Source organism: Kribbella sp. NPDC051936, assembly GCF_040680955.1.
In the GTDB taxonomy this organism is placed as follows: domain Bacteria; phylum Actinomycetota; class Actinomycetes; order Propionibacteriales; family Kribbellaceae; genus Kribbella.
In genome coordinates this window covers 171,710-191,517 of the sequence record NZ_JBFAXS010000006.1, presented here as the reverse complement: position 1 = coordinate 191,517, position 19,808 = coordinate 171,710, and the positions used below count along the sequence as shown (strand labels likewise).

Here is a 19,808-nt window from a genome sequence, read left to right as displayed (position 1 = left end):
GAGGACTCCCATGAAGATCCTGACAGCGGCGTTGACCGCCGCGGCACTGCTGACGGCGGCCGGCTGTGGGGGCGGGTCCGGCTCCGGCTCGGGCTCGGGTGACAGCGGGCCGATCGACCTGCGGATGACGATCTGGAGCGCGAACGCCAAGCACGTCGCGCTGTTCGACCAGATCGCCGCCGCCTACAAGAAGGACCATCCGGAGATCGGCAAGATCACCTTCGAGTCGATCCCGTTCGACAGCTACACGACCACGCTGACCACGCAGATCGGCGGCGGCAACGTGCCCGACCTGGCGTGGATCTTCGAGAGCAACGCGCCGGACTTCGTCAGCTCGGGCGCGCTCGAGCCGATCGACAAGGACGCCGACCTGCTGCCGAGCACGACGGCCAACTGGGAGAAGGACGGCAAGCTGTACGCGTACCCGTTCTCCACCTCGCCGCTGGGGGTGTTCGTGAACACCGACCTGGTGAAGGCGGCGGGGCGGCCGGCTCCGGCCCAGCAGATCTCCTCCGGGACGTGGACCTGGGAGGAGGCCGCCAAGACCGCGGCCGCCGTCCAGGCGCGCGGCAAGGGCGGTGTCGTGGTCGGCGACTTCGACTACAAGGGCTGGGACACACTGAACGCGATCTGGGCGGGCTGGGGCGCGCGGCCGTGGAGCGAGGACGGCAAGACCTGCCAGTTCGACCAGCCGGCGATGGTGGACGCGATGACGTTCGTCCACAAGCTGATCTTCACCGACAAGGGCATGCCGGGTCCCGGTGTGACGAAAGACTTCTACGCCGGCGACTCGGCGATGGTGGTGACGCAGATCAGCCGCGCCGCGCTGCTCGAGAAGGCCAAGTTCCACTGGGATCTGGTGCCGTTGCCCAAGGGCCCGTCGGGTGAGTACTCCGTGGTCGGGCAGGCCGGGATCGGCGTCTTCAAGCGCGGCAAGCACGCCGACGCCGCCAAGCAGTTCCTGGCGTACTTCAGCAACGCGGAGAACTCGGCGAGGCTCGCGCAGTTCTTCCCGCCGCCGCGCAAGTCGCAGCTGAACTCGGCCACGCTGGCCAAGGCCAACCCGCTGCTCAAGCCGGCCCAGCTGGACAGCGTCGTGGTCAAGGGCATCGAGAACGGCACGATCAAGCCCAGCCACACCGGGTACGCCGAGGTGCAGCAGACCGTCCGCGCCGCGCTCGATCCGCTGTGGAAGCCGGACGCGGACGTCAAGAGCGTGCTGTCCGGTGTCTGCTCGAAGATCAACCCCCTGCTGGCGAAATGACCTTGCTCCTCGACAAGCCGGCGCCTCCGGTGGCGCCGGCGGAGCGTGCGCCGTACTGGACGATGCGGCGGCGGGACACGTTGGCCGGCTGGCTGATGGTCCTGCCGCAGCTCGCCGGGATCGTGACCTTCGTCCTCGTGCCGCTCGGGCTGGTGGTCTGGTACAGCGTGCACGAGTGGAACGTGCTCGGCGGGACGTTCGAGTTCGTCGGCGGCGACAACTACGCGGCGCTGACGTCCGACGCCCGGCTGGGTCCGGTGCTCAGGGCAACGGGGTTGTTCTCGGTCGGTCTGGTCGTGCTGAACCTCAGCCTCGCGCTGTTCCTGGCCGTGCTGCTGAACCAGAAACTGCGCGGAACGGTGATTTTCCGGACCCTGTTCTTCTCGCCGGTCGTGGTGACGCTGGTGGCCTGGACGATCGTCTGGGGTTTCCTGCTCCAGGACAACGGCGGAATCAACGGTTTCCTGAATTTCCTGGGCATCGACGGGCCGAACTGGCTGCGTTCCGGCGGTACGGCGATGGCGTCGGTGATCGTGGTCCAGCTGTTCAAGAACGTCGGCCTCAACATGGTGCTGTTCCTGGCCGCGCTGCAGGGTGTGCCCGCGGAGCTGTACGAGGCGGCGCGGATCGACGGCGCGTCCGCGTGGGCCCGGTTCCGGCGCGTGACCGTGCCGCTGATCAGTCCGACGATCCTGCTGACGATGATCCTGACCATCGTCGGATCGCTGCAGGTGTTCGCGCAGATCGCCGTACTGACCCAGGGCGGGCCGGAGACGTCGACGACCGTGCTCGTCTACTACCTGTACCAGCAGGCGTTCCAGTTCCATCACTTCGGCTACGGCGCGACGCTCTCGCTGCTGCTGTTCTTCATCGTCCTGGTGCTGACCGTCGTCCAATGGCGGATGCGTCGTAGGTGGGTGTTCCATGAGGCTTAAGTTGGTGGTGTACGGCGTACTGCTGGTGTGCTGTGTGCCGTTCGTGTTCCCGATCTGGTGGATGGCGACGACGTCGTTGAAGCCGGTGTCCGAGATCTTCGCGTTCCCGCCCTCGCTGCTGCCGGGATCGCCGACGCTGGACGCCTATCGCCAGGTGTTCGCGTTGCAGCCGTTCGGCCGCCAGTACCTGAACAGCCTCTACATCGCGCTGGTCGTCACCCTCGGGACGCTGGCCGTGTCGGCGCTCGCCGGGTATGCGTTCGCGCGGATCCGGTTCCGCGGCGCCGGGTTCGTGTTCGTGATCGTCCTGAGCGGTCTTCTCGTGCCGAACGAGGTGACGATCATCCCGCTGTACCGGATGTTCGACGCCTTCGGCCTGGTGGACACGCACTGGCCGCTGATCCTGATCCCGATGCTCGGCGCGCCGAGCGTGCTGGCGACGTTCATCATGCGGCAGTTCTTCATCACCCTGCCTTCCGAACTGGAGGAGGCCGGCAGGGTCGACGGACTGGGTCGCTTCGGCCTGTTCTGGCGGGTCTGCCTCCCGCTGGCCCGGCCGGCGATCGGGGCTGTGTCGATCTTCACGTTCCTGCACAGCTGGAACCTCTACCTCGAACCGATCGTGTTCCTGTCCTCGAAGCAGAAGTTCACCGTCCCGCAGGCCCTCACCCAGTACGTCGACGCGTACGGCGGGCCGATGTGGAACACCCAGCTCGCCGCCGCGACCCTGTCCGCGCTGCCCGTCCTGATCATCTTCGTTCTGGCCCAGCGCCAGTTCGTCGAAGGCCTCGCCCAGACCGGCCTGAAGGGCTGACCGTCAGCCGAAGTCGCGCTCGGCCTCCGGGGGCAGCTCGCGGATCCTGCGCGCGCCCTTGTTCGTCCGCCGCCGCAGGTCCGCGAAGTTGCCGATCAGGTTGACCGCTTCGGGCATGGCCTTCGTCAGCCACAAGGACAGGCCGAGTGACCACCTGCCGTTCACGTCCTTGACCTCGAACCGGACGACGGTCTTGCCGATCCGCACGCGGTGGTACGGCAGGTTTTCGTGCAGATACACCCCGGCGGCGCGCGCGGACTCGGTGAAGCCCCTCTCGAGCAGGGAGGCCCGGATCTCCCTGGCCGCCATGTCACGCAGATCCTGGGCGCTGACGTGCGAGACGTCGTACTCACCGGTCTGGAAACCGCTGGCGGACTCGGGCTGCGCCACCGATTCGGTCAGATGCAGCACCGCCCGCAGCTCCTCCACGCGCGGGACCGGATCGAAGAACGCCTTCGCGTACCTGACCAGATCGGGCTGGTCGGTCGACTGCAGCGCGGACAGCGGGTCGTCGTCCTCGGCGTACACCGCGTCGGTCAGGTCCTGGTACTCCGCCGGCCAGCGCAACTGCAGTCCGACGAGCCCGGCGATCAGCCGCGGGTTCGCCGAGATGGCGCGGACACCGGCGATCCGGAGCAGTAGCAGGAACGAGTTGATGAAGCGCTTGACCTGCCGCGGGTTCACCGCGAGCCCCAGCGTGGCGACGTCGTACGCGATAGCGCCGAAGTCGTCGGGCAGCGAACCCTTCGGCGGGCTCCACCCCGGCACCAGCTCGTTCAGGAAGACGCCGGCCTGGATGTCCAGCCGCGGCACCCGGAACGGGACCTGCACCATCTTCTCGATGAACACGTGCCCCGACGCGTACGGGTACTTCGCGGCGACCGCGCGGACCAGGACGTCGTAGTCGAGCGCCAGGACGAACACGAACCCCGGCACGTCCAGCACCAGGTTGATCGCCTCCAGCAACGACACCACCTTGGCCGGCGAGCACCGGTCCAGGTCGTCGACGAGCACCACGATCCGCCGCTTCCCGAGCGCGCCGGCGATCGCCCTCAGGTCCTGGTACGGCCGGACGTAGGCCGAGTCGAGCGCCGCGGCGTACCCCGCGTCGGGCGCCGCCGGCGCGAATGCCGCGCCGGGGTCGACCTTCACCGGCCCGAGGCTGATCGTCACGCTGCGGACCACCGACGCCAGCGCCGACCGGACCTTCTCGGTCAGCTTCGGGTCGTTCAGCCCCGGGCTGGCGCTGTAGATCGCGTTGAGCATCGGTACGACGATGTGCTCGGCCCGCTCGTACCGCCAGGCGTCGAACGGCACCGTCAGCACACCGGCGTCCTTCGCGAGCTCGGCCCGGATCGCGTTCAGCAGCGACGACTTCCCGCTGCCCCAGGACCCGTAGATGCCCACGGTGAACTGCGGCGGCGACCCGCCCCGGATCGCGGCCGCGATTGCCTCCGCGTACGCCTGGAACCCCATCGTGGGCTGCTCGCTCGGCGTGTCAGCCACGATCGGCAACAACTCAGCCGCCACCGTCTCCTCCCCGGTTGCCATTGTGCCGACCGGCCACCGGCGAGGGAACGGCTCGCGCCCGCGTGGAAAAATAGGTGTGTGAGTTTCCATGCGGCCGCGTTCATCGCCACCAGCCTCGACGGGTACATCGCGCGTACCGACGGTTCCATCGACTGGCTCACCAGCCGGGCCGAGCACGCCGGCGAGACCGGGTACGACGAGTTCCTGGCGTCGGTGGACACCGTCGTCCTCGGACGGAACACGTACCAGCTGGCCTGCACCTTCGACAGCTGGCCGTACGAAGGCAAGCAGGTCGAGGTGCTGAGCACCACGCTCGACCCGGACACCGACGACCGCATCCTCGTCCATCGCACCCTGGACGCGCTGGTCGAGACACTCAACGACCGCGGCGCCCAACGCATCTACGCCGACGGCGCGGCCACCATCCAGACCTTCCTCGCGGCCGGCCTCCTGAACGAGCTCACCATCACCACAGCCCCCGTCCTCCTGGGCGCCGGCATCCCCCTCTTCGGCCCCGTCCCGGCCGACATCCCCCTCAACCACAACGCCACCCGGACCCTGAAGGCCGGCTTCACCCAGTCCGACTACACCGTCGTGCGCTAGAGAAGGCGCGGCGGGAGCGTCGCCGCCCGGCCTCGGCTAGCGGGGTGGGAGTTTGACGACGAGGGTGCCTGCGACGCGGTCGTGGAGGCCCTGGCGGCGGCCGGACTTGTCCCAGTACGGGGTCAGGTAGACAAGCGCGAAGGTGCAGGTTGCCCAGGCGAGGAGCTGGATGAACCAGCGCAGCAACGATTCGCTCCAGCCGACCGGGCCGCGGTCGTCGCTGCGGACCACTTGCAGTCGCAGGAGGCGCTTGCCCAGGGTTCTGCCCCAGATGGCGGTGAGCACGACCTCGTAGGTCGCGATGGCCAGGATGATGCCTCCGAGACGCAGCGTGTCGCCGGTGCTGATCTGTTCGCCGGTTTCCGGCGCGTACCGCGGTGTCAGAAGCAGGAGCGGGATCAGGTAGATGCCCAGGTCGACGAGCCGGGCGAACAGGCGGTCGCGCATGTCGGCGACCACTGGTCGGCCCGCGGCCTGCGCTTGTTCGCGGGCTTGTTTGCGAGCGGCGGTTTCGAGCTTGGATTTCGCGGAGGCGGTCAGGCGGGCTGTTTCCTTGTCTGTGGCGCCGAGCCGATCCAGCTGCTCGGCCACCGTGAGCACATCCGCCCACTGACCCGCCGAGTACAACCGCCGAGCCTCGGCAACCAGCCCGGCACGCCGCTGCTGAGCCTGCGCAGACCGCAGACGTTGCATGGTCGCCGGATCGTTCTGGCCCGCATTCACGAGCTGCTCCAGCACCCCAACCGCGTCGTCCCACCGCCCCTCCCGCATGGCCCCCGCCGCCACCTCGTTCCACTCCCCCACCCGCCGATCCCGCTCCCGCCGCTCCTCTACCTCCCGCTGGCGCCGCTCAGCCTCCTCCCGCCGACGCTCGTCCTCTTCGCGCGCCCGCCGTTCCGCTGCTTCCTGCTCCCGGCGCTCACCCGACTCCCGCTCCCGCCGCTCGGTCTCCTCGCGTTCGCGTTGTTCTTTCTCTTCGTCGACCGGGACCTCGGCGAAGATCCGGCCGTCGGGCGCGCGAAGGTAGATCACCGGTGTCGCCCATTCGACTTCGTTGTCGGCGGCAAAGATCGCCCGCCGTGCCTCGACCATCGCCTCGTCGGCAGGCAGCAGATCCGCGAGCGCCTGATAGAACGACTGGCTGAACACGACAGCCACCGGATCAGAGATCTCGAACTGCATGGCGATCACCGCCGGCACCCCCTGCCGCACCAACGCCTGCGCCACCCCACCGAACGGATCATCGACCGCACTCCGCGCACCCTCACAAGCATTCAGCACAACCAGGCGAAGCGACCGATGACCGCGAAGCATCGTGCCGAGATCGCGGCCCGTCACCAGCCGCCCCTGCCCGCTCTCGTCCTCGAGTACGAGCGCCCCGTCCTCGGCGTCCTCGTCGTACAACCCATGCCCGACGAAGTGCAGCACGTGGTACTCCCGCCGCCGCAACGGACGCTGCAACGCCGCGAGCGACCCGACCGGCAACCGGTCGAGCTGAACCATCCCCCGCTCGATCAGCTCACCGAGCGACCCGTTGAGCTTGTTCCACTCGTCCTCGTTCTGGAGTGCCTGTACGTCGGTGGGCGCGGCGATCATCGCCAGGATCCGCAACGGCGGACGGACCGGGAAGGGCCGCACCGGCCGCGGGATCTCGACGTACCGCACCAGCGGTGTCTCCGGGGACAAACACAGGAACCCGTAGTCCCGGTCGTAGAGGTACTCCCACGGCACGTTCTCCAGCGACGGCGCCAGCCGCAGACGGATGCGCAGCCCGGCATCTTCACCTTCAGCGGCCGCGAGGCTGCGCTCCAGACAGCTGCGTACGCTGCCCGAGAACACAGCCTCGAACAGCTGACCGCCGAAGTCCTCCAGCATCCGGCGTTCCACCGACTCGAAGCGCCGGAGCTTGCGACGCCTCCGTCCGACCGATCCGATGACCTTCAGGACCAGGATCTGCAGATCCTTGTCCGAGAACGGAAGCTCGAAGCTGCCTTCCGCCTCACCGGCCGGTGACGCCATCACCCTGGCGCGGTATCCGTCCGCCCGGGCCTCGATCGCCAGGTCGAAGTTCAGCAGCGCTTGCATGACCTCAGCCCTCGCGGCTCCGCCAGGTCACGGTGATCTTGAAATTGGCCTGCGCCGCGGCCGACGCGATGAACGCCCCGGTCTGTGCGCTGAGCTGCAACCCGAACTCGACACCGACCTCGTCCGGAGCGTCGTCCATCGCCCGCAGCCGGGCGATCAGACTCCGGGCAGCCGGCGCGACCACCGACGTCGCGGCCTCGAAGGTCCGGTCCGCCTCTTCGACCAGCGCCGCCCGGTCCTTCGCGATCCCGCGCATCACCGGCCCGCCCTCGTCCACCTCGACCAGGACCGTCCCGCCCTGGTCCAGCGGAAACTCCACAAGCCGCCTCATCGAACCCACCCCCACCATCCACGATGGCACGGCCTGGCCCGCCGCACCATGACGAGCGGCTGCGGAATGCGCGGTGAGTCGGTTACCTGTTGCCGAGGAGGTGGACGGCTTCGGCGGCCCAGTAGGTGAGGATGGTGTCGGCGCCGGCGCGGCGGATCGACGTGAGGGTTTCGAGGATGGCCTGGTCGCGGTCGATCCAGCCGTTCGCGGCGGCGGCTTCGACCATCGCGTACTCGCCGGAGATGTTGTAGGCGGCAACCGGGACGTTCACGTGGTCGCGGACCTGGCGGATGATGTCCAGGTACGCCAGGGCCGGCTTGACCATGACGATGTCGGCGCCTTCGGCGATGTCGAGGTCGACCTCGCGGATCGCGTCGCGGGCGTTGGCGTTGTCCTGCTGGTACGTCTTCCGGTCGCCGGTCAGCGACGAGTCGACGGCCTCGCGGAACGGGCCGAAGAACGCCGACGCGTACTTCACGGCGTACGCCAGGATCACCGTGTCGAGGAAGCCGGCCGCGTCCAGCGCGGTCCGGATCACGCCGACCTGGCCGTCCATCATCCCGGACGGGCCGACGACGTGCGCGCCGGCCGTCGCCTGCGCGACACCCATCTCGGCGTAGATCTTCAGCGTCGCGTCGTTGTCCACGCGTCCTGCGGCATCGAGGACGCCGCAGTGTCCGTGTGACGTGAACTCGTCCAGGCAGAGGTCGGACATGATCAGCAGTGAGTCGCCGACCTCGGACACCGCGTCCCGGATCGCGACGTTGAGGATCCCGTCGGGATCAAGTGCACCGGAGCCGACAGGGTCCTTCGAGGACGGTACGCCGAACAGCATCACGCCGCCGAGGCCGAGCTGCGCCGCCTCCGCGATCGCCTTGCGGGCGGTGTCCCGGGTGTGCTGCACGACGCCCGGCATCGAGTTGATCGCGATCGGCTCGCGGGCGTCTTCCCGGACGAACATCGGCAGGATCAGCTGCCGCGGTTCCAGCGTGGTCTCCGCGACCAGCCTGCGCACCGCCGCCGACGACCGGAGCCGCCGGGGCCTCACTTCCGGGAAACCAGGCACAGAATCAGCTCTTCCTACGAGAACCCGGGCGACGCTCGGACGGACGGGTGACCGGCTCTCCGGCCTCCACCATGGTGTCACGCCGGTCGGCGCCGAACCGGGCGAGAGCGTCGGCGAGCTCCTCGACGGACGGCGTCTCGGCCATCGCGTCGACCCGCAGGCCGTGCTCCTCGGCGGTCTTCAGCGTCGCCGGGCCGATCACCGCGATCACCGTCGACGCGTGCGGCTTGCCGGCGATGCCCACCAGGTTGCGCACCGTCGAGGACGAGGTGAACACGACCGCGTCGAACTTGCCGGACTTGATCGCCTCGCGGGTCGGCGCGGGCGGCGGGGCGGCCCGCACGGTCCGGTACGCCGTGACGTCGTCGACCTCCCAGCCGAGATCGGTCAGGCCCGCGACCAGGGTCTCGGTGGCGATGTCGGCGCGCGGCAGGAAGACCCGGTTGATCGGGTCCAGCACCTCGTCGAACGGCGGCCAGTCCTCGACCAGCCCGGCGGCCGACTGCTCACCGGACGGGACCAGGTCCGGACGGATGCCCCAGGCACCGATCGCTTCGGCGGTCTTGTCGCCGACCGCCGCGATCTTCAGCCCGGAGAACGCCCGCGCGTCCAGCCCGTACTCGTCGAACTTCTCCCGGACCGCCTTGACCGCGTTGACCGAGGTGAACGCGACCCATTCGTAGCGTCCCTCGACCAGGCCGCGGATCGCCTTGTCCATCTGCTGCGGGTTGCGCGGCGGCTCGACCGAGATCGTCGGGACCTCTTCCGGCATCGCGCCGTACCGGCGCAGGCGGTCCATCAGCGGACCGGCCTGGTCCTTGGTGCGCGGCACCAGGATCCGCCAGCCGAACAGCGGCTTGGTCTCGAACCACGACAGCGCCTCGCGCTGCTCGACGACCGCGCCGACCACCACCACGGCCTCGCCGGTCACCTTCGCCGCGCGCAGGTCGGCGACGATGGTCTCGAGCGTTCCGACCACGCTGGTCTGCGACGTCGTCGTACCGCCGACGGTCAGGGCGACCGGCGTGGAAGCGTCGAAGCCGGCCTCGACCAGCGCGCCGACGGTCTCCTTCAGGACGTCCATCGCGTTCAGCAGGACGAGCGTCTGCTTCGGCTGCAGGCGGGTCAGGTCGAGCTTGTTCTCGGCGAGGTCGACGACGGTGACCTCGCGGTCGCCCTTCATGGTCAGCGGGATCCCGGCGTACGTCGGGACCGCGCTCACCTCGCTGACACCCGGGACGACGTTGAAGGCGATGCCCGCCTTCTTGCAGGCGGCCGCCTCCTCGGCGCCGCTGGAGAAGGTGAACGGGTCACCGCTCAGCAGCCGGACGACGTTCGCCGCGGACTTGGCGGTCTTCACGACCAGCCGGGCCCGGGCGGCGACGCGCAGCGCGCGGCTGCCCTCGGCGCCGGAACCGTCCACGACCTCGACGCCCGGCCTGCAGTAGCTCAGGAACGCGTCGTGCTCCGGGCCCTCGACGACGACTGCGTCGGCGTTCGCGAGCACGTCGCGGCCGGCCAGCGTCAGCAGTGCCGGGTCACCGGGACCGACGCCGACGAATGTCACGTGGCCGAGCGGTTTGGTCTGCTTGACGGTACTGGTCGCGGCCTTCTGCGGTGCCGCGGTGGCGGCTGTCTTCGCGCTCACGTCTGCCTTCGCCCTCGTCGTTTTCCTGCTCGTCCTGTGGGCCGTCTTCTTGGCCTGCTGATGGGCCGCCGTACTCGTGCCCTGTGCCGGTGTCATGTTCGCTCCAGCAACTCGTTCGCCAGCGCCTTGCCGAGAGACACCGGGTCGTCCACCGGCCCGTTGGCGCTGAGCCGCCGTACGCCGTCGTCCTGGCCGAGCGCGCCCCGCAGCCACAACTCGGGGCCGTCCTCACCCTCGACCACCTCGGCGAGCGCGCCGACCGGAGCCGTGCACCCTGCCTCGAGGGTGGCCAGCAGCTGCCGTTCGGCCGTCACCGCCGCGCGGGTGGCCGGGTCCTCCAGCGGAGCCAGCGCAGCCAGTACGCCGGTGTCGTCCGCGCGGCACTCGATCGCCAGCGCGCCCTGCCCCGGGGCGGGCAGCACCTGGATCGGGTCCAGCGTCTCGGTCGCCTCGCCGAGCCGTCCCAGCCGGGCCAGCCCCGCCCGCGCGACCACCACCGCGTCCAGCTTGCCGTCGGTGACCAGCCCGATCCGGGTGTCCACGTTGCCGCGGATCCCGGTGCACTCGACCCCGAGGCCGAGCGCGTCGATCTGGGCGACCCGGCGGGCCGCGCCGGTGCCGATCAGGGCGCCGTGCGGCAGCTCGCCGAGGGTCAGGCCGTCGCGGGCGACGAGGACGTCGCGCGGGTCCTCGCGGACCGGGATCGCGCCGAGCGTCAGGCCGTCGACCGACTGGGTCGGCAGGTCCTTCAAGGAGTGCACCGCGATGTCGATCTCGTGCGCCAGCAAGGCGTCCCGCAGGGCGCTGACGAAGATGCCGGTGCCGCCGATCTGCTCGACCGGTGCGCGGTTGACGTCACCCGTGGTCGTGATCAACACGAGCTCGACCTCGTGGCCGAGGGCCCGCAGTTGGTCGGCGACGATGGTCGACTGCGCGGTCGCCAGCTTGGAGCGGCGGGTACCGAGGCGGATCATGCCTGCTCACTCCCCTTCGGCGTGGTGACGGCTTCCACGGTCGCCTGGTCGAGCGCGAACAACTGCCGCAGCGCGTCGGCGTACGTCGGTCCGCCCGGGTCGCCGCCGAGCTCCTTCACCCGGACGGTCGGGTTGTGCAGCACCTTGTCGACGACGCGGCGGATGGTCCGCTCGACCTCGTGCCGCTCGTGCTCGTCGAGGCCGGGCAGCCGCCGCTCGAGGCGGGCCAGCTCGGCGTCGACCAGCGAACTCGCCATCGCCCGCAGCGCGACCACGGTGGGCGCCACCGAGGCGGCCCGGCGGGTCGCCTCGAACGCACCGGTCTCCTCGCCGACGATCCGGCGGACCTCGTCGATGTCGGCCTGGCTGCCACCCGCCGTACCGATCAGGTCGGCCAAGGTGATCAGGGTGACGCCCGGGATCCGGGCCGCCTCAGGCGCGACGTCCCGCGGCAGCGCGACGTCCAGCACGCCGAGCGGCCGGCCGTCCGCGGCGGAGCGGATCATCTCCTCGGTCAGGACGACGCCGCGCGCGCCGGTGCAGGACACGACCAGGTCGGCGTCGTGCAGCGCGGCCGGTACGTCGGCCAGGCGGACCGCCGTACCACCGATCCGGTCCGCGAGCGCGACCGCGCGGTCGTAGTTGCGGTTGGCAACGGTCACGCTGCGGGCGCCGCCGTTCGCCAGGGTCTGCGCGGCCAGGGACGCCATCGAACCGGCGCCGACGATCAGCGCCCGGCGGCCCTCGAAGCCGCCGACCGCGTCCAGCCCGGCCGAGACCACCGAGCGGCCGGCCGCGTCGATCCCGGTCTCGGTGCGGGCCCGCTTGCCGACCCGCAACGCGTGCTGGAACAGGGCGTTCAGGTCGGTGCTGACGGTCTCCAGGTCCTGGCCGACGCGCAGCGTCTCCTTCACCTGGCCGAGGATCTGGCTCTCGCCGACGACCATCGAGTCCAGCCCGACCGCGACCTGGAACAGGTGCGCGACGGCGCCTTCCTCGAAGTGCACGTAGAGGTGCTCGGCCAGGTCCAGCAGCGGTACGCCGGTGATGTCGGACAGGATCGCGGTGACCTCGTCCATCCCGGCGTGGAACCGGTCGACCGTCGCGTACACCTCGGTGCGGTTGCAGGTGGCAAGCACCGCCGACTCCGCGACGGACGAGGAACTGCCGACCGCGAGGGCGAGCTTGGTGGCCGCCTCGGCGTCGAGGGCGACCCGCTCCAGCACGTCGATGGCAGCGGAACGATGACTGATGCCGACGACCAGGTAACTCATGCCCCGACACCTCCGCCGACACTCGGGAGATCCGTCAGACCGTTCATCGCTGGTAGTTCGGGCACCTGGGGGAGCGCCGCCTCTCCGGACTTTCGTTGTTCGTGGTACGCCAGGATCTGGAGCTCGATCGAGAGGTCCACCTTGCGGATGTCGACGCCGTCGGGCACGGACAGCACGACCGGCGCGAAGTTCAGGATGCTGGTGACGCCGGCGGCGACCAGCCGGTCGCACACCTCCTGCGCCGGACCGGCGGGCGTGGTGATCACTCCGATCGAGACCCGGTCGGCCTCGACGATCTCCTCGAGCTGGGCGAAGTCGCGGACCTCCATGTCGCCGATCCGCTCGCCGACCAGGTTCGGGTCGGCGTCGAGCAGGGCGACGATCCGGAAGCCGCGGGTGCCGAAGCCGGAGTAGTTGGCCAGCGCGTGACCCAGGTTTCCGATCCCGACGATGACCACGGCCCAGTCCTGGGTGACGCCGATCTCGCGGGCGATCTGGTACCGCAGGTACTCCACGTCGTAGCCGACGCCGCGGGTGCCGTAGGAGCCCAGGTAGGACAGGTCCTTGCGGAGCTTGGCCGAGTTGACGCCGGCGGCGGTCGCCAGGTCCTCGCTCGACGCGGTCGCGATGCCACTGTCCGAGAGCGCGGTCAGGGCCCGCAGGTAGACGGGCAAGCGCGCGACAGTCGCCTCGGGGATGCCGCGTTCGGTTCTCGTCGGCGGGCCGGGGCGACGGCTGCTGGCACGCGTCACAATTCTCCTGGGAGCGGTTGGTTCACCGCGGTCTGACGGCCGGCGGCTCTCTTACTCTAGGAGCTTGTGAACGTGAGAACAAAATCGGTGGAAGTGACCTAGCTCATCAGGGCCTTGCGTAGTCGGGCGGGGTCCACGCGCCAGAAGTCGTGCTGCTTGCCGTCGACGAAGGTGACCGGGATCTGTTCGCCGTACTGAGTGAACAGACGGTCGTCCTGGGTGATGTCGACCTCGCTCCACTCCACCCCGGTCTCGGCGCAGACGGCCCGGATGATCTCCCGGGCGTCGTCGCACAGATGACAGCCCGGCTTTCCGTACATCACCACCCGGCTCATCGCTCCGCCCCCCGCAGCCGGCCCTTCGCGACCTTGCCGGTGACCGAGTGCGGCAGGTTCTCCACCACCTCGATCTCGACCGGGCACTTGAACCGCGCCAGCCGGCTCCCGGCGTACTCGCGGACCGCCGCGACGTCGACCGATGCGTCCGGCAACGGCACCACGAACGCCTTCACCGCCTCGCCGGTCTCCTCGGACGGTACGCCGATGACCGCGGCCTCCCGGACTCCCGGAGCCGCGACCAGCACGTCCTCCACCTCGCTGGGGAAGACGTTGAACCCGGACACGATGATCAGCTCGCGCAACCGGTCCACCAGGAACAGGTCGCCGTCGCCGTCCAGGAATCCGACGTCGCCGGTCCGGTACCAGCCCTCCGCGTCCGGGCCGTCGACGCCGTCCGGCCAGTAGCCGGAGAACAGATTGCCGCCACGGATCAGGATCTCGCCGGGGTCGTCGCCCTCCACGTCCTCGCCCTGCTCGTCGGCGATGCGGATCTCGACGTTCGGCAGAGCGCGACCGACCGAGCCCGGCTTCGGCTCGGCCTCGCCCAGCGTCGTGGTGACCCCCGGGGACGCCTCGGTCAGGCCGTACCCCTGGTGGACATAGTGACCGCTGGCCTGCTCGAAGCGGTCCGCGAGCGCCCGGTCCAGCGTGGAGGCGCCGGTCAGCACGACCTTGACCGTCTTGAGCGCGTCGCGCAGATCGGTCCGGGTCAGCAAGGCGTGCAGCGCCGGCGGAGCGAGCGGCAGCCGCGTCACGCCGTACCTGCGGATCAGGTCGAGGGTCTGCTCGGGGTCGAAGCGCTGCTCGACGACGAGCGCGGCGCCGGTCGCGACCGCCCAGCCGAGGACCGCGTTCAGACCGAAGGCGTGGAACATCGGCAGCACGCCGAGCACCACGTCGTCGGGACCCATCCGGTCCTCGCCGAGCTCGCCGAGGTTCCGTACGTTCGCCGCGAGCGCCCGGTGGGTGAGCATCGCCGCGCGCGGATCTCCACTGGTTCCGGAGGTGTAGAGGAGCACCGCGAGCGTCTCGGGGTCGATCGACGGAAGTAACGGAGCGTCACCCTGGAGCTCGCCGGGCGCCACCGTCCGGAGGCCCTCGAAACGGTCCGCGAGCCCCGGGCCGGCGATCGCGAGCCGGGCCCCGGAGTGCGCCGCCACAGTCGCCAGCTCAGCCTCGGTGAGCCCGGTGTTCAGCGGCACGGCGACCAGCCCGGCGCGGAGAATGCCCAGGTAGGACGTGACGAACTCGACGCTGTTGGCCACCAGCAGCAGGACCCGGTACCCGGGCACCAGGCCGGCTGCGGCGAGGCCCTGCGCGGTCCGGTCGACGGCCTGGTCGAGCTCGCTCCAGGTCAGCCGCCGATCCCCGTCGACCAGCGCGGGACGCTCGCCGTGACGTTGCGCTGTGTCACGAAGAATGTCCGCGAAATTCACCATCACCAGGCGAGTCTGTCACGCCGGGGATCCGGCCCGGGACCGACCGTCTTACCCAGAATGGTTGCAGCGGAGCGTAACCACCGATATACAGGTGACTTCGCGGGCGCGCTTCTGCTGAACCTCACACTGCAGAAACCCGGCCGCGCGGGGACCTCATGCGCGATGCAACACCCCCGACAGCAGGCTGCTCCGTCGACGGAGGCAGTCCGCTGGCGCATTCGTGACCATCGGACCGGACGGAAGGCGGCACGCCCCAGCCTGTTGACAGTACGTGCCCGAGCAGTAACGTTCGGTGCTGTCCAATCGCTGTGGCCATTCGCGGATGTGTCGAACGACGTGTCAGTTGAACGGGGAGAACACTTGACCACGCCGGAACCAAGCCCGGACGGGATGCGACGTGCGGAGCTCGTCGATCGCGCCCAGGCCGGGGACGTCGGTGCCTTCGGCGAGCTGTACGACGAGTACTCGCTCACCGTCTATCGCTACATCTACGCGCGGGTGTCGTCGTCGGCACTCGCGGAGGACCTGACCAGCGAGACCTTCGTCCGGGCGTTGCGCGCACTGGACTCGTTCCGCTGGCAGGGCCGGGACTTCGGCGCCTGGCTGGTGACGATCGCCCGGAACCTGATCACCGACCACTACAAGTCCGGCCGGGTCCGGCTCGAAGTGGTCACGGACGAGATCGAGACCCACGACCGGCAGACCGAGGGTCCGGAGATCGACGTGCTGGCCGCGGCCACCGCCGAGGTACTCCGGGACGCGGTCGCCGGCCTGCCCGACGAGCAGCGCGACTGTCTGACGATGCGGTTCTTCGCCGGTCTGTCGATCGCCGAGACGGCCAAGGCGCTGGAGAAATCCGAAGGCGCCGTCAAGCAACTGCAACTGAGGGCCGTACGGCACTTGGCGAAGGTTATCCCCAAGGACTTGAGATGAGGCGGATGACAACGAACGTCTTTCGTAACCCGTCAGGGAGTTACCTCGTTTGCCTGGTGAGGACCTGTCGGTGACCCCGACTGGCCATTGAGGAGAACGAGAACTCATGAGTGACCTACACAGGGCTCGAGCGCGCGCGGAGACATTCGCGCACGCCGTCGATCACGGGCCCCGTCACTCCACGCGACTGGGCGACGACCCCGAGTTACTGGAAGCTGTGGAACTGGTCGGACGGCTGAGGACCGCCGGCGCAGTTGCACCGCGACCGGAGTTCAGTGCCGAACTGCGGCACCGCCTGCTGGAGCAGGCGGCGGCGCGCGCGGCGACCACTGCGACTCCACTGACGGTGCACACCGCACCAGACGACTCGGACGAGCCGCCGGGGAGCGAGGACGTTGGCGCGTCCGTGACAGCTATCCGTCGCCGCCAGGGCCGGAGGATCCGCCTGGTGGCCAGCACCGCCGCGCTGGTGCTGCTCGGAGGTGGCATCGGTTCGGCCGCTGCCGCGCAGCAGGCCATGCCCGGCGACACCTTGTACGGCATGAAGCGCAGCATCGAGAACGTGGCGACCAATGTCGGGGTCGGCGACGACTCCCGCGGCCGGCGCGATCTCGAGCACGCGATGACCCGACTGTCCGAAGTCCGCGAGCTGGCCGGCAACGGCGGGTCCGTGGGCACGATCAACGCGACCCTGGACGACTTCTCGGCACAGGCCCGCAAGGGTGTGTCCAGACTGCTCGCCTCGTACCAGCAGAACGGCGACGAGAGCTCGATCACCGCGATCACCTCGTTCATCACCAGTGCCCGCCAGGCTTTGGTGGCGGCGACGCCGAACCTCCCGCCGGAGTCCTTGAAGTCCGGTGTCGAGGCGCTGGCCACGATCGAGCAGCTGACGCAGCTCACCTCGGCGGCGTGCCCGAAGTGCGCGTCACCGAAACCGGCCGGCGCGCCGGGCACCGGCACCACGAGCAACACCAAGCCGGGCCGCACCACGCCCGGCACCGGCGCCGAGTCGAGCAATCCGGTCAAGGCGTCGTCGAGCCCGAAGGCGTCGACGACGATCCCGGCACCGGTCGGCTCGAGCACCCAGGAGCCGTCCACCCTGCCGACGAAGGTGCCGAACACCACCATCGTGGGCGAGTCCACCGCACCACCGACCAACCTGAAGACGCCACCCCAGCCGTCGTCGTCAAACTCGCCGATTGCGACGCCCACGGTGCTGCCTTCACTGACGCCGACCACGCCGTCCTGGCCGTGGCCGTTCCCGACGACACCGCTGATCAACCTGCCGGGCATCATCCAGACCCTGCTTCCACCCTGGAAGTAGCAGGATCCCCAGCACCCGCAGCCCCCGGCACAGCACCACGTGCCGGGGGCTGCGTCGTATCCCGACCCGCCCTTGCGCCCACCCCCGCGTCCACCTCCGCGTCGTGCTCATCACGGCCGCGCTCACCACATCCCGTCTGCGCGTAACAGCCGCCCGTGTGTACGCCGCTGCCCGCCATCACCGCACCGGCGTACTGCATTCCAGGGGATATCCCGTGGTGTTGTGGCTTCTCCCCTCGCATACCAACAGAGAAGCCCCAACAGCAGGGGATAACCCCTCCTCTGCCAACGGGAGGTGGTGAGGCCCAGCGGGAACGCGGCGCGCGGGGGCAGAGGTGATCTGGGGGCGGCTGGCGTTGGCGCGGGTGGTCAGAAGAAGACGCTGCGGCGTTGCATGAGCAACGCGTAGAGCGTCTGCTGGATGGTCTCGCGGACCTGGTCGGTCACGTTGAAGACCAGCATCGGGTCGTCGGCGGCCCCGTCGGGGAACTCGTCGGTGCGGATCGGCTCGCCGAACTCGATCAGCCACTTGGACGGCAGCGGGATCAGGCCGAGCGGCCCGAGCAGCGGGAAGAACGGCGTGACCGGGATGTACGGGACGCCGAGCAGCCGGGCCAGCGAGGCGATGTTCCCGACCAGTGGATAGATCTCCTCGGCGCCGACGATCGAGCACGGCACGATCGGTACGCCGGTCCGCATCGCGGCGCTGACGAAGCCGCCGCGCCCGAAGCGCTGCAGCTTGTACCGCTCCGAGAACGGCTTGCCGAGTCCCTTGAAGCCCTCCGGCCAGACCCCGACCAGGTTGCCCTGCCGGAGCAGCCGCTCGGCGTCATCGTTGTTGGCCAGCGTCGCGCCGCCCTTGCGGGACAGCTCGCCGACGAACGGCGTCTGGAACACCAGGTCCGCCGCGAGCGTGCGCAGCGGCCGTCCGGTGTGGTCCGCGACGACCACCTGGGTGACGAGCCCGTCGAGCGGCATCGTCCCGGAGTGGTTCGCGACGATCAGCGCACTGCGGTCGGACGGGATGTTCTCGATCCCCCGGACCTCGACCCGGAACCACTTCTCCACCATCGGCCGCAGCATCGGCAGCAGCACCTGGTCGGACAGGTCACGGTCGTACCCGAACTCGTCGAGCTCGTAGTCGCCGGTCAGGCGGCGGCGCAGGAACGCCAGCCACTCGGCCACCCGGCGCTCGCCGTCCTCGCCGAACAGCCCACGGACGGCCCGCTCCAGTCCTGCGAAGTCCAACGGCGGCAGCTCGGGTCCGTCGACGTCCGGTACGGCGCCGGCCGGCTCGCCCTGGAGCTCCGCCGCCCGCGAACCCGCGGCGACGTCGTCGGCGCGCTTGTCGGCGCGGCCCTTCTTCGGGCGGCCGGCCTGTCCGGCGAGCGCCCGCGCCGCGGCCGAAGGCGTCGTACGGCGTCCGGTACCCCTGCCCGGGCGACCGCCGGAGCCGATCGGGATCACGTCCGCGTCAGCCACGCAGCGCCCCCAGGCCCGCGGTGAGCAGACTCGACACCCGCGTCGTCGCGCCGGTCCCGAGCGACCGCCGGAAGTCGTCGAAGGCCTCCGCGGTCGTGTACTTCGGCTCGAACCCGAACTCGGTGCGCATCCGCGTGGTGTCCACGCCGCGCCCGAAGGTGAGGAAGGTGATCTGGTCCGGCGAGAAGTCCGCCAGCCGGGCCCGCCGGACGGCGGCGGCGGTGCCGGACGCGGTGAACGAGGGCATCCGCAGCGTCGGGCGGCCGAGCCGCCGGATCGCCTGGGACAGCGAGAGGACGCCGTCACCGGCCAGGTTGAACGTCCCGGGAAGGTCGTTCACGGTCGCGTGGTGGATCGCCTCGACGCCGTCGTCCTCGTGCAGGAACTGCAGGCGGGCGTCGTACCCGAGCACGGTCGGGACGACGGGCAGGCCGAAGTACCGCGTGATCGGGGAATCGGTCTTGGGACCGATCCAGTTCGCCATCCGCAGCGTGCTGACGCAGACGTCGGGACGGCGCCGGGCGAAGCCCCGCACGTACCCCTCGACCTCGACCGCGTCCTTGCTCAACCCGTGGTGATGGATCGCCCGCGGCGCCATCTCCTCGGTGAACATCGCCGGATCCCGCGCACCCGCGCCGTACACCGTGGTGGACGACTTGACCACCAGCTTGGCCACGCCGGGCGCCTTCTGGCAGGCGGCGAGCAGCTGCATGGTGCCGATGACGTTGATCTCCTTCATCGACGACCGGCCGCCGGCGCTGCCGGGAGTGGCCACGACGCCGGTGTGGACGACCGTGTCCACGGCCTCGGCGGCGATCACCTTGGCGATCACCGGGTTACGGATGTCGGCCCGGACGAACCGGACCCGCCCGAGCTCCGCGCGCGGCGGAACCACATCGATACCGAGAACGGTGCCGATCGACGGGTCCTCGGCCAGTCTGCGGGCACAGCGAGCGCCGGCGTCTCGCGAGACGCCGGTCACCATCACCACCTGTGCCACGGGCAACTCCCAGC

The 19,808-nt window shown here is 69.8% G+C and carries 18 protein-coding genes; 6 read left to right on the top strand and 12 right to left on the bottom strand.

The window, feature by feature from the left end; all coding sequences use genetic code 11:
* The first annotated feature begins 10 nt into the window (after window positions 1-10).
* From AB0L64_RS21995 to AB0L64_RS21985, 3 genes are read left to right on the top strand one after another with little or no spacing between them, the layout of a single operon-like run.
* Window positions 11-1,264 carry a sugar ABC transporter substrate-binding protein gene (locus AB0L64_RS21995; protein ID WP_363712710.1) on the top strand — a complete coding sequence of 418 codons (1,254 nt, stop codon included), beginning with the start codon at window positions 11-13 and terminating at the stop codon, window positions 1,262-1,264.
* Complete coding sequence (locus tag AB0L64_RS21990) at window positions 1,261-2,199, top strand: sugar ABC transporter permease (protein WP_363712708.1); 939 nt, start codon at window positions 1,261-1,263, stop codon at window positions 2,197-2,199. The genes AB0L64_RS21995 and AB0L64_RS21990 overlap by 4 nt, the downstream gene beginning before the upstream one ends.
* Window positions 2,189-3,013 carry a carbohydrate ABC transporter permease gene (locus AB0L64_RS21985; RefSeq protein WP_363712706.1) on the top strand — a complete coding sequence of 275 codons (825 nt, stop codon included), beginning with the start codon at window positions 2,189-2,191 and terminating at the stop codon, window positions 3,011-3,013. The genes AB0L64_RS21990 and AB0L64_RS21985 overlap by 11 nt, the downstream gene beginning before the upstream one ends.
* Before the next feature lie 3 nt (window positions 3,014-3,016).
* Here the strand turns inward: AB0L64_RS21985 and AB0L64_RS21980 are convergent, their stop codons facing one another.
* Complete coding sequence (locus AB0L64_RS21980; RefSeq protein ID WP_363712704.1) at window positions 3,017-4,543, bottom strand: P-loop NTPase fold protein; 1,527 nt, start codon at window positions 4,541-4,543, stop codon at window positions 3,017-3,019.
* 78 nt (window positions 4,544-4,621) lie between these two features.
* On the opposite strand from AB0L64_RS21980, the gene AB0L64_RS21975 reads away from it, so the two are divergent.
* Window positions 4,622-5,146, top strand: a complete 525-nt coding sequence (locus AB0L64_RS21975; RefSeq protein WP_363712702.1) for a dihydrofolate reductase family protein — start codon at window positions 4,622-4,624, stop codon at window positions 5,144-5,146.
* 36 nt (window positions 5,147-5,182) lie between these two features.
* Here AB0L64_RS21975 and AB0L64_RS21970 read toward each other — a convergent pair whose 3' ends face one another.
* From AB0L64_RS21970 to AB0L64_RS21930, 9 genes are all read right to left on the bottom strand, one after another.
* Complete coding sequence (locus tag AB0L64_RS21970; RefSeq protein WP_363712700.1) at window positions 5,183-7,231, bottom strand: CHAT domain-containing protein; 2,049 nt, start codon at window positions 7,229-7,231, stop codon at window positions 5,183-5,185.
* 4 nt (window positions 7,232-7,235) lie between these two features.
* Window positions 7,236-7,562, bottom strand: coding sequence for a CU044_2847 family protein (locus AB0L64_RS21965; RefSeq protein ID WP_363712698.1), 327 nt, complete (start codon window positions 7,560-7,562; stop codon window positions 7,236-7,238).
* Window positions 7,563-7,644: 82 nt separating this feature from the next.
* Window positions 7,645-8,610 (bottom strand): porphobilinogen synthase, encoded by a 966-nt coding sequence (hemB, locus tag AB0L64_RS21960; protein WP_363712696.1) that lies wholly within the window; start codon window positions 8,608-8,610, stop codon window positions 7,645-7,647.
* 22 nt (window positions 8,611-8,632) lie between these two features.
* On the bottom strand, window positions 8,633-10,372 hold the full coding sequence (locus AB0L64_RS21955; RefSeq protein WP_355694660.1) for a uroporphyrinogen-III synthase: 1,740 nt from the start codon (window positions 10,370-10,372) through the stop codon (window positions 8,633-8,635).
* Window positions 10,369-11,250 carry a hydroxymethylbilane synthase gene (hemC, locus tag AB0L64_RS21950; RefSeq protein WP_363712694.1) on the bottom strand — a complete coding sequence of 294 codons (882 nt, stop codon included), beginning with the start codon at window positions 11,248-11,250 and terminating at the stop codon, window positions 10,369-10,371. The genes AB0L64_RS21955 and hemC overlap by 4 nt, the downstream gene beginning before the upstream one ends.
* Complete coding sequence (locus tag AB0L64_RS21945; protein WP_363712692.1) at window positions 11,247-12,524, bottom strand: glutamyl-tRNA reductase; 1,278 nt, start codon at window positions 12,522-12,524, stop codon at window positions 11,247-11,249. Before AB0L64_RS21945 ends, hemC begins: the two co-directional genes overlap by 4 nt.
* Window positions 12,521-13,276: a redox-sensing transcriptional repressor Rex gene (locus AB0L64_RS21940; RefSeq protein ID WP_355694665.1), complete on the bottom strand. Its 756-nt coding sequence runs from the start codon at window positions 13,274-13,276 to the stop codon at window positions 12,521-12,523. Before AB0L64_RS21940 ends, AB0L64_RS21945 begins: the two co-directional genes overlap by 4 nt.
* 98 nt (window positions 13,277-13,374) lie before the next feature.
* Window positions 13,375-13,611 carry a glutaredoxin family protein gene (locus tag AB0L64_RS21935; protein WP_363712689.1) on the bottom strand — a complete coding sequence of 79 codons (237 nt, stop codon included), beginning with the start codon at window positions 13,609-13,611 and terminating at the stop codon, window positions 13,375-13,377.
* A complete protein-coding gene (locus tag AB0L64_RS21930) occupies window positions 13,608-15,053 on the bottom strand; it encodes an AMP-binding protein (protein WP_363713493.1) in 1,446 nt (481 codons plus the stop codon). Before AB0L64_RS21930 ends, AB0L64_RS21935 begins: the two co-directional genes overlap by 4 nt.
* Before the next feature lie 360 nt (window positions 15,054-15,413).
* Here AB0L64_RS21930 and AB0L64_RS21925 point away from each other — a divergent pair, with 360 nt between their 5' ends.
* Together AB0L64_RS21925 and AB0L64_RS21920 are read left to right on the top strand one after the other, a co-directional pair.
* Window positions 15,414-15,986: a sigma-70 family RNA polymerase sigma factor gene (locus AB0L64_RS21925; RefSeq protein ID WP_238332099.1), complete on the top strand. Its 573-nt coding sequence runs from the start codon at window positions 15,414-15,416 to the stop codon at window positions 15,984-15,986.
* A 448-nt stretch (window positions 15,987-16,434) separates the two neighbouring features.
* The gene (locus AB0L64_RS21920; RefSeq protein WP_363712687.1) at window positions 16,435-17,313 is read left to right on the top strand and encodes a DUF5667 domain-containing protein; all 879 of its coding nucleotides are present in this window, start codon (window positions 16,435-16,437) and stop codon (window positions 17,311-17,313) included.
* Between the two features lie 368 nt (window positions 17,314-17,681).
* Here AB0L64_RS21920 and AB0L64_RS21915 read toward each other — a convergent pair whose 3' ends face one another.
* Window positions 17,682-18,794 (bottom strand): lysophospholipid acyltransferase family protein, encoded by a 1,113-nt coding sequence (locus tag AB0L64_RS21915; protein WP_363712685.1) that lies wholly within the window; start codon window positions 18,792-18,794, stop codon window positions 17,682-17,684.
* Window positions 18,787-19,794 carry an NAD-dependent epimerase/dehydratase family protein gene (locus AB0L64_RS21910; protein ID WP_363712683.1) on the bottom strand — a complete coding sequence of 336 codons (1,008 nt, stop codon included), beginning with the start codon at window positions 19,792-19,794 and terminating at the stop codon, window positions 18,787-18,789. Before AB0L64_RS21910 ends, AB0L64_RS21915 begins: the two co-directional genes overlap by 8 nt.
* Between the last annotated feature and the right edge of the window lie 14 nt (window positions 19,795-19,808).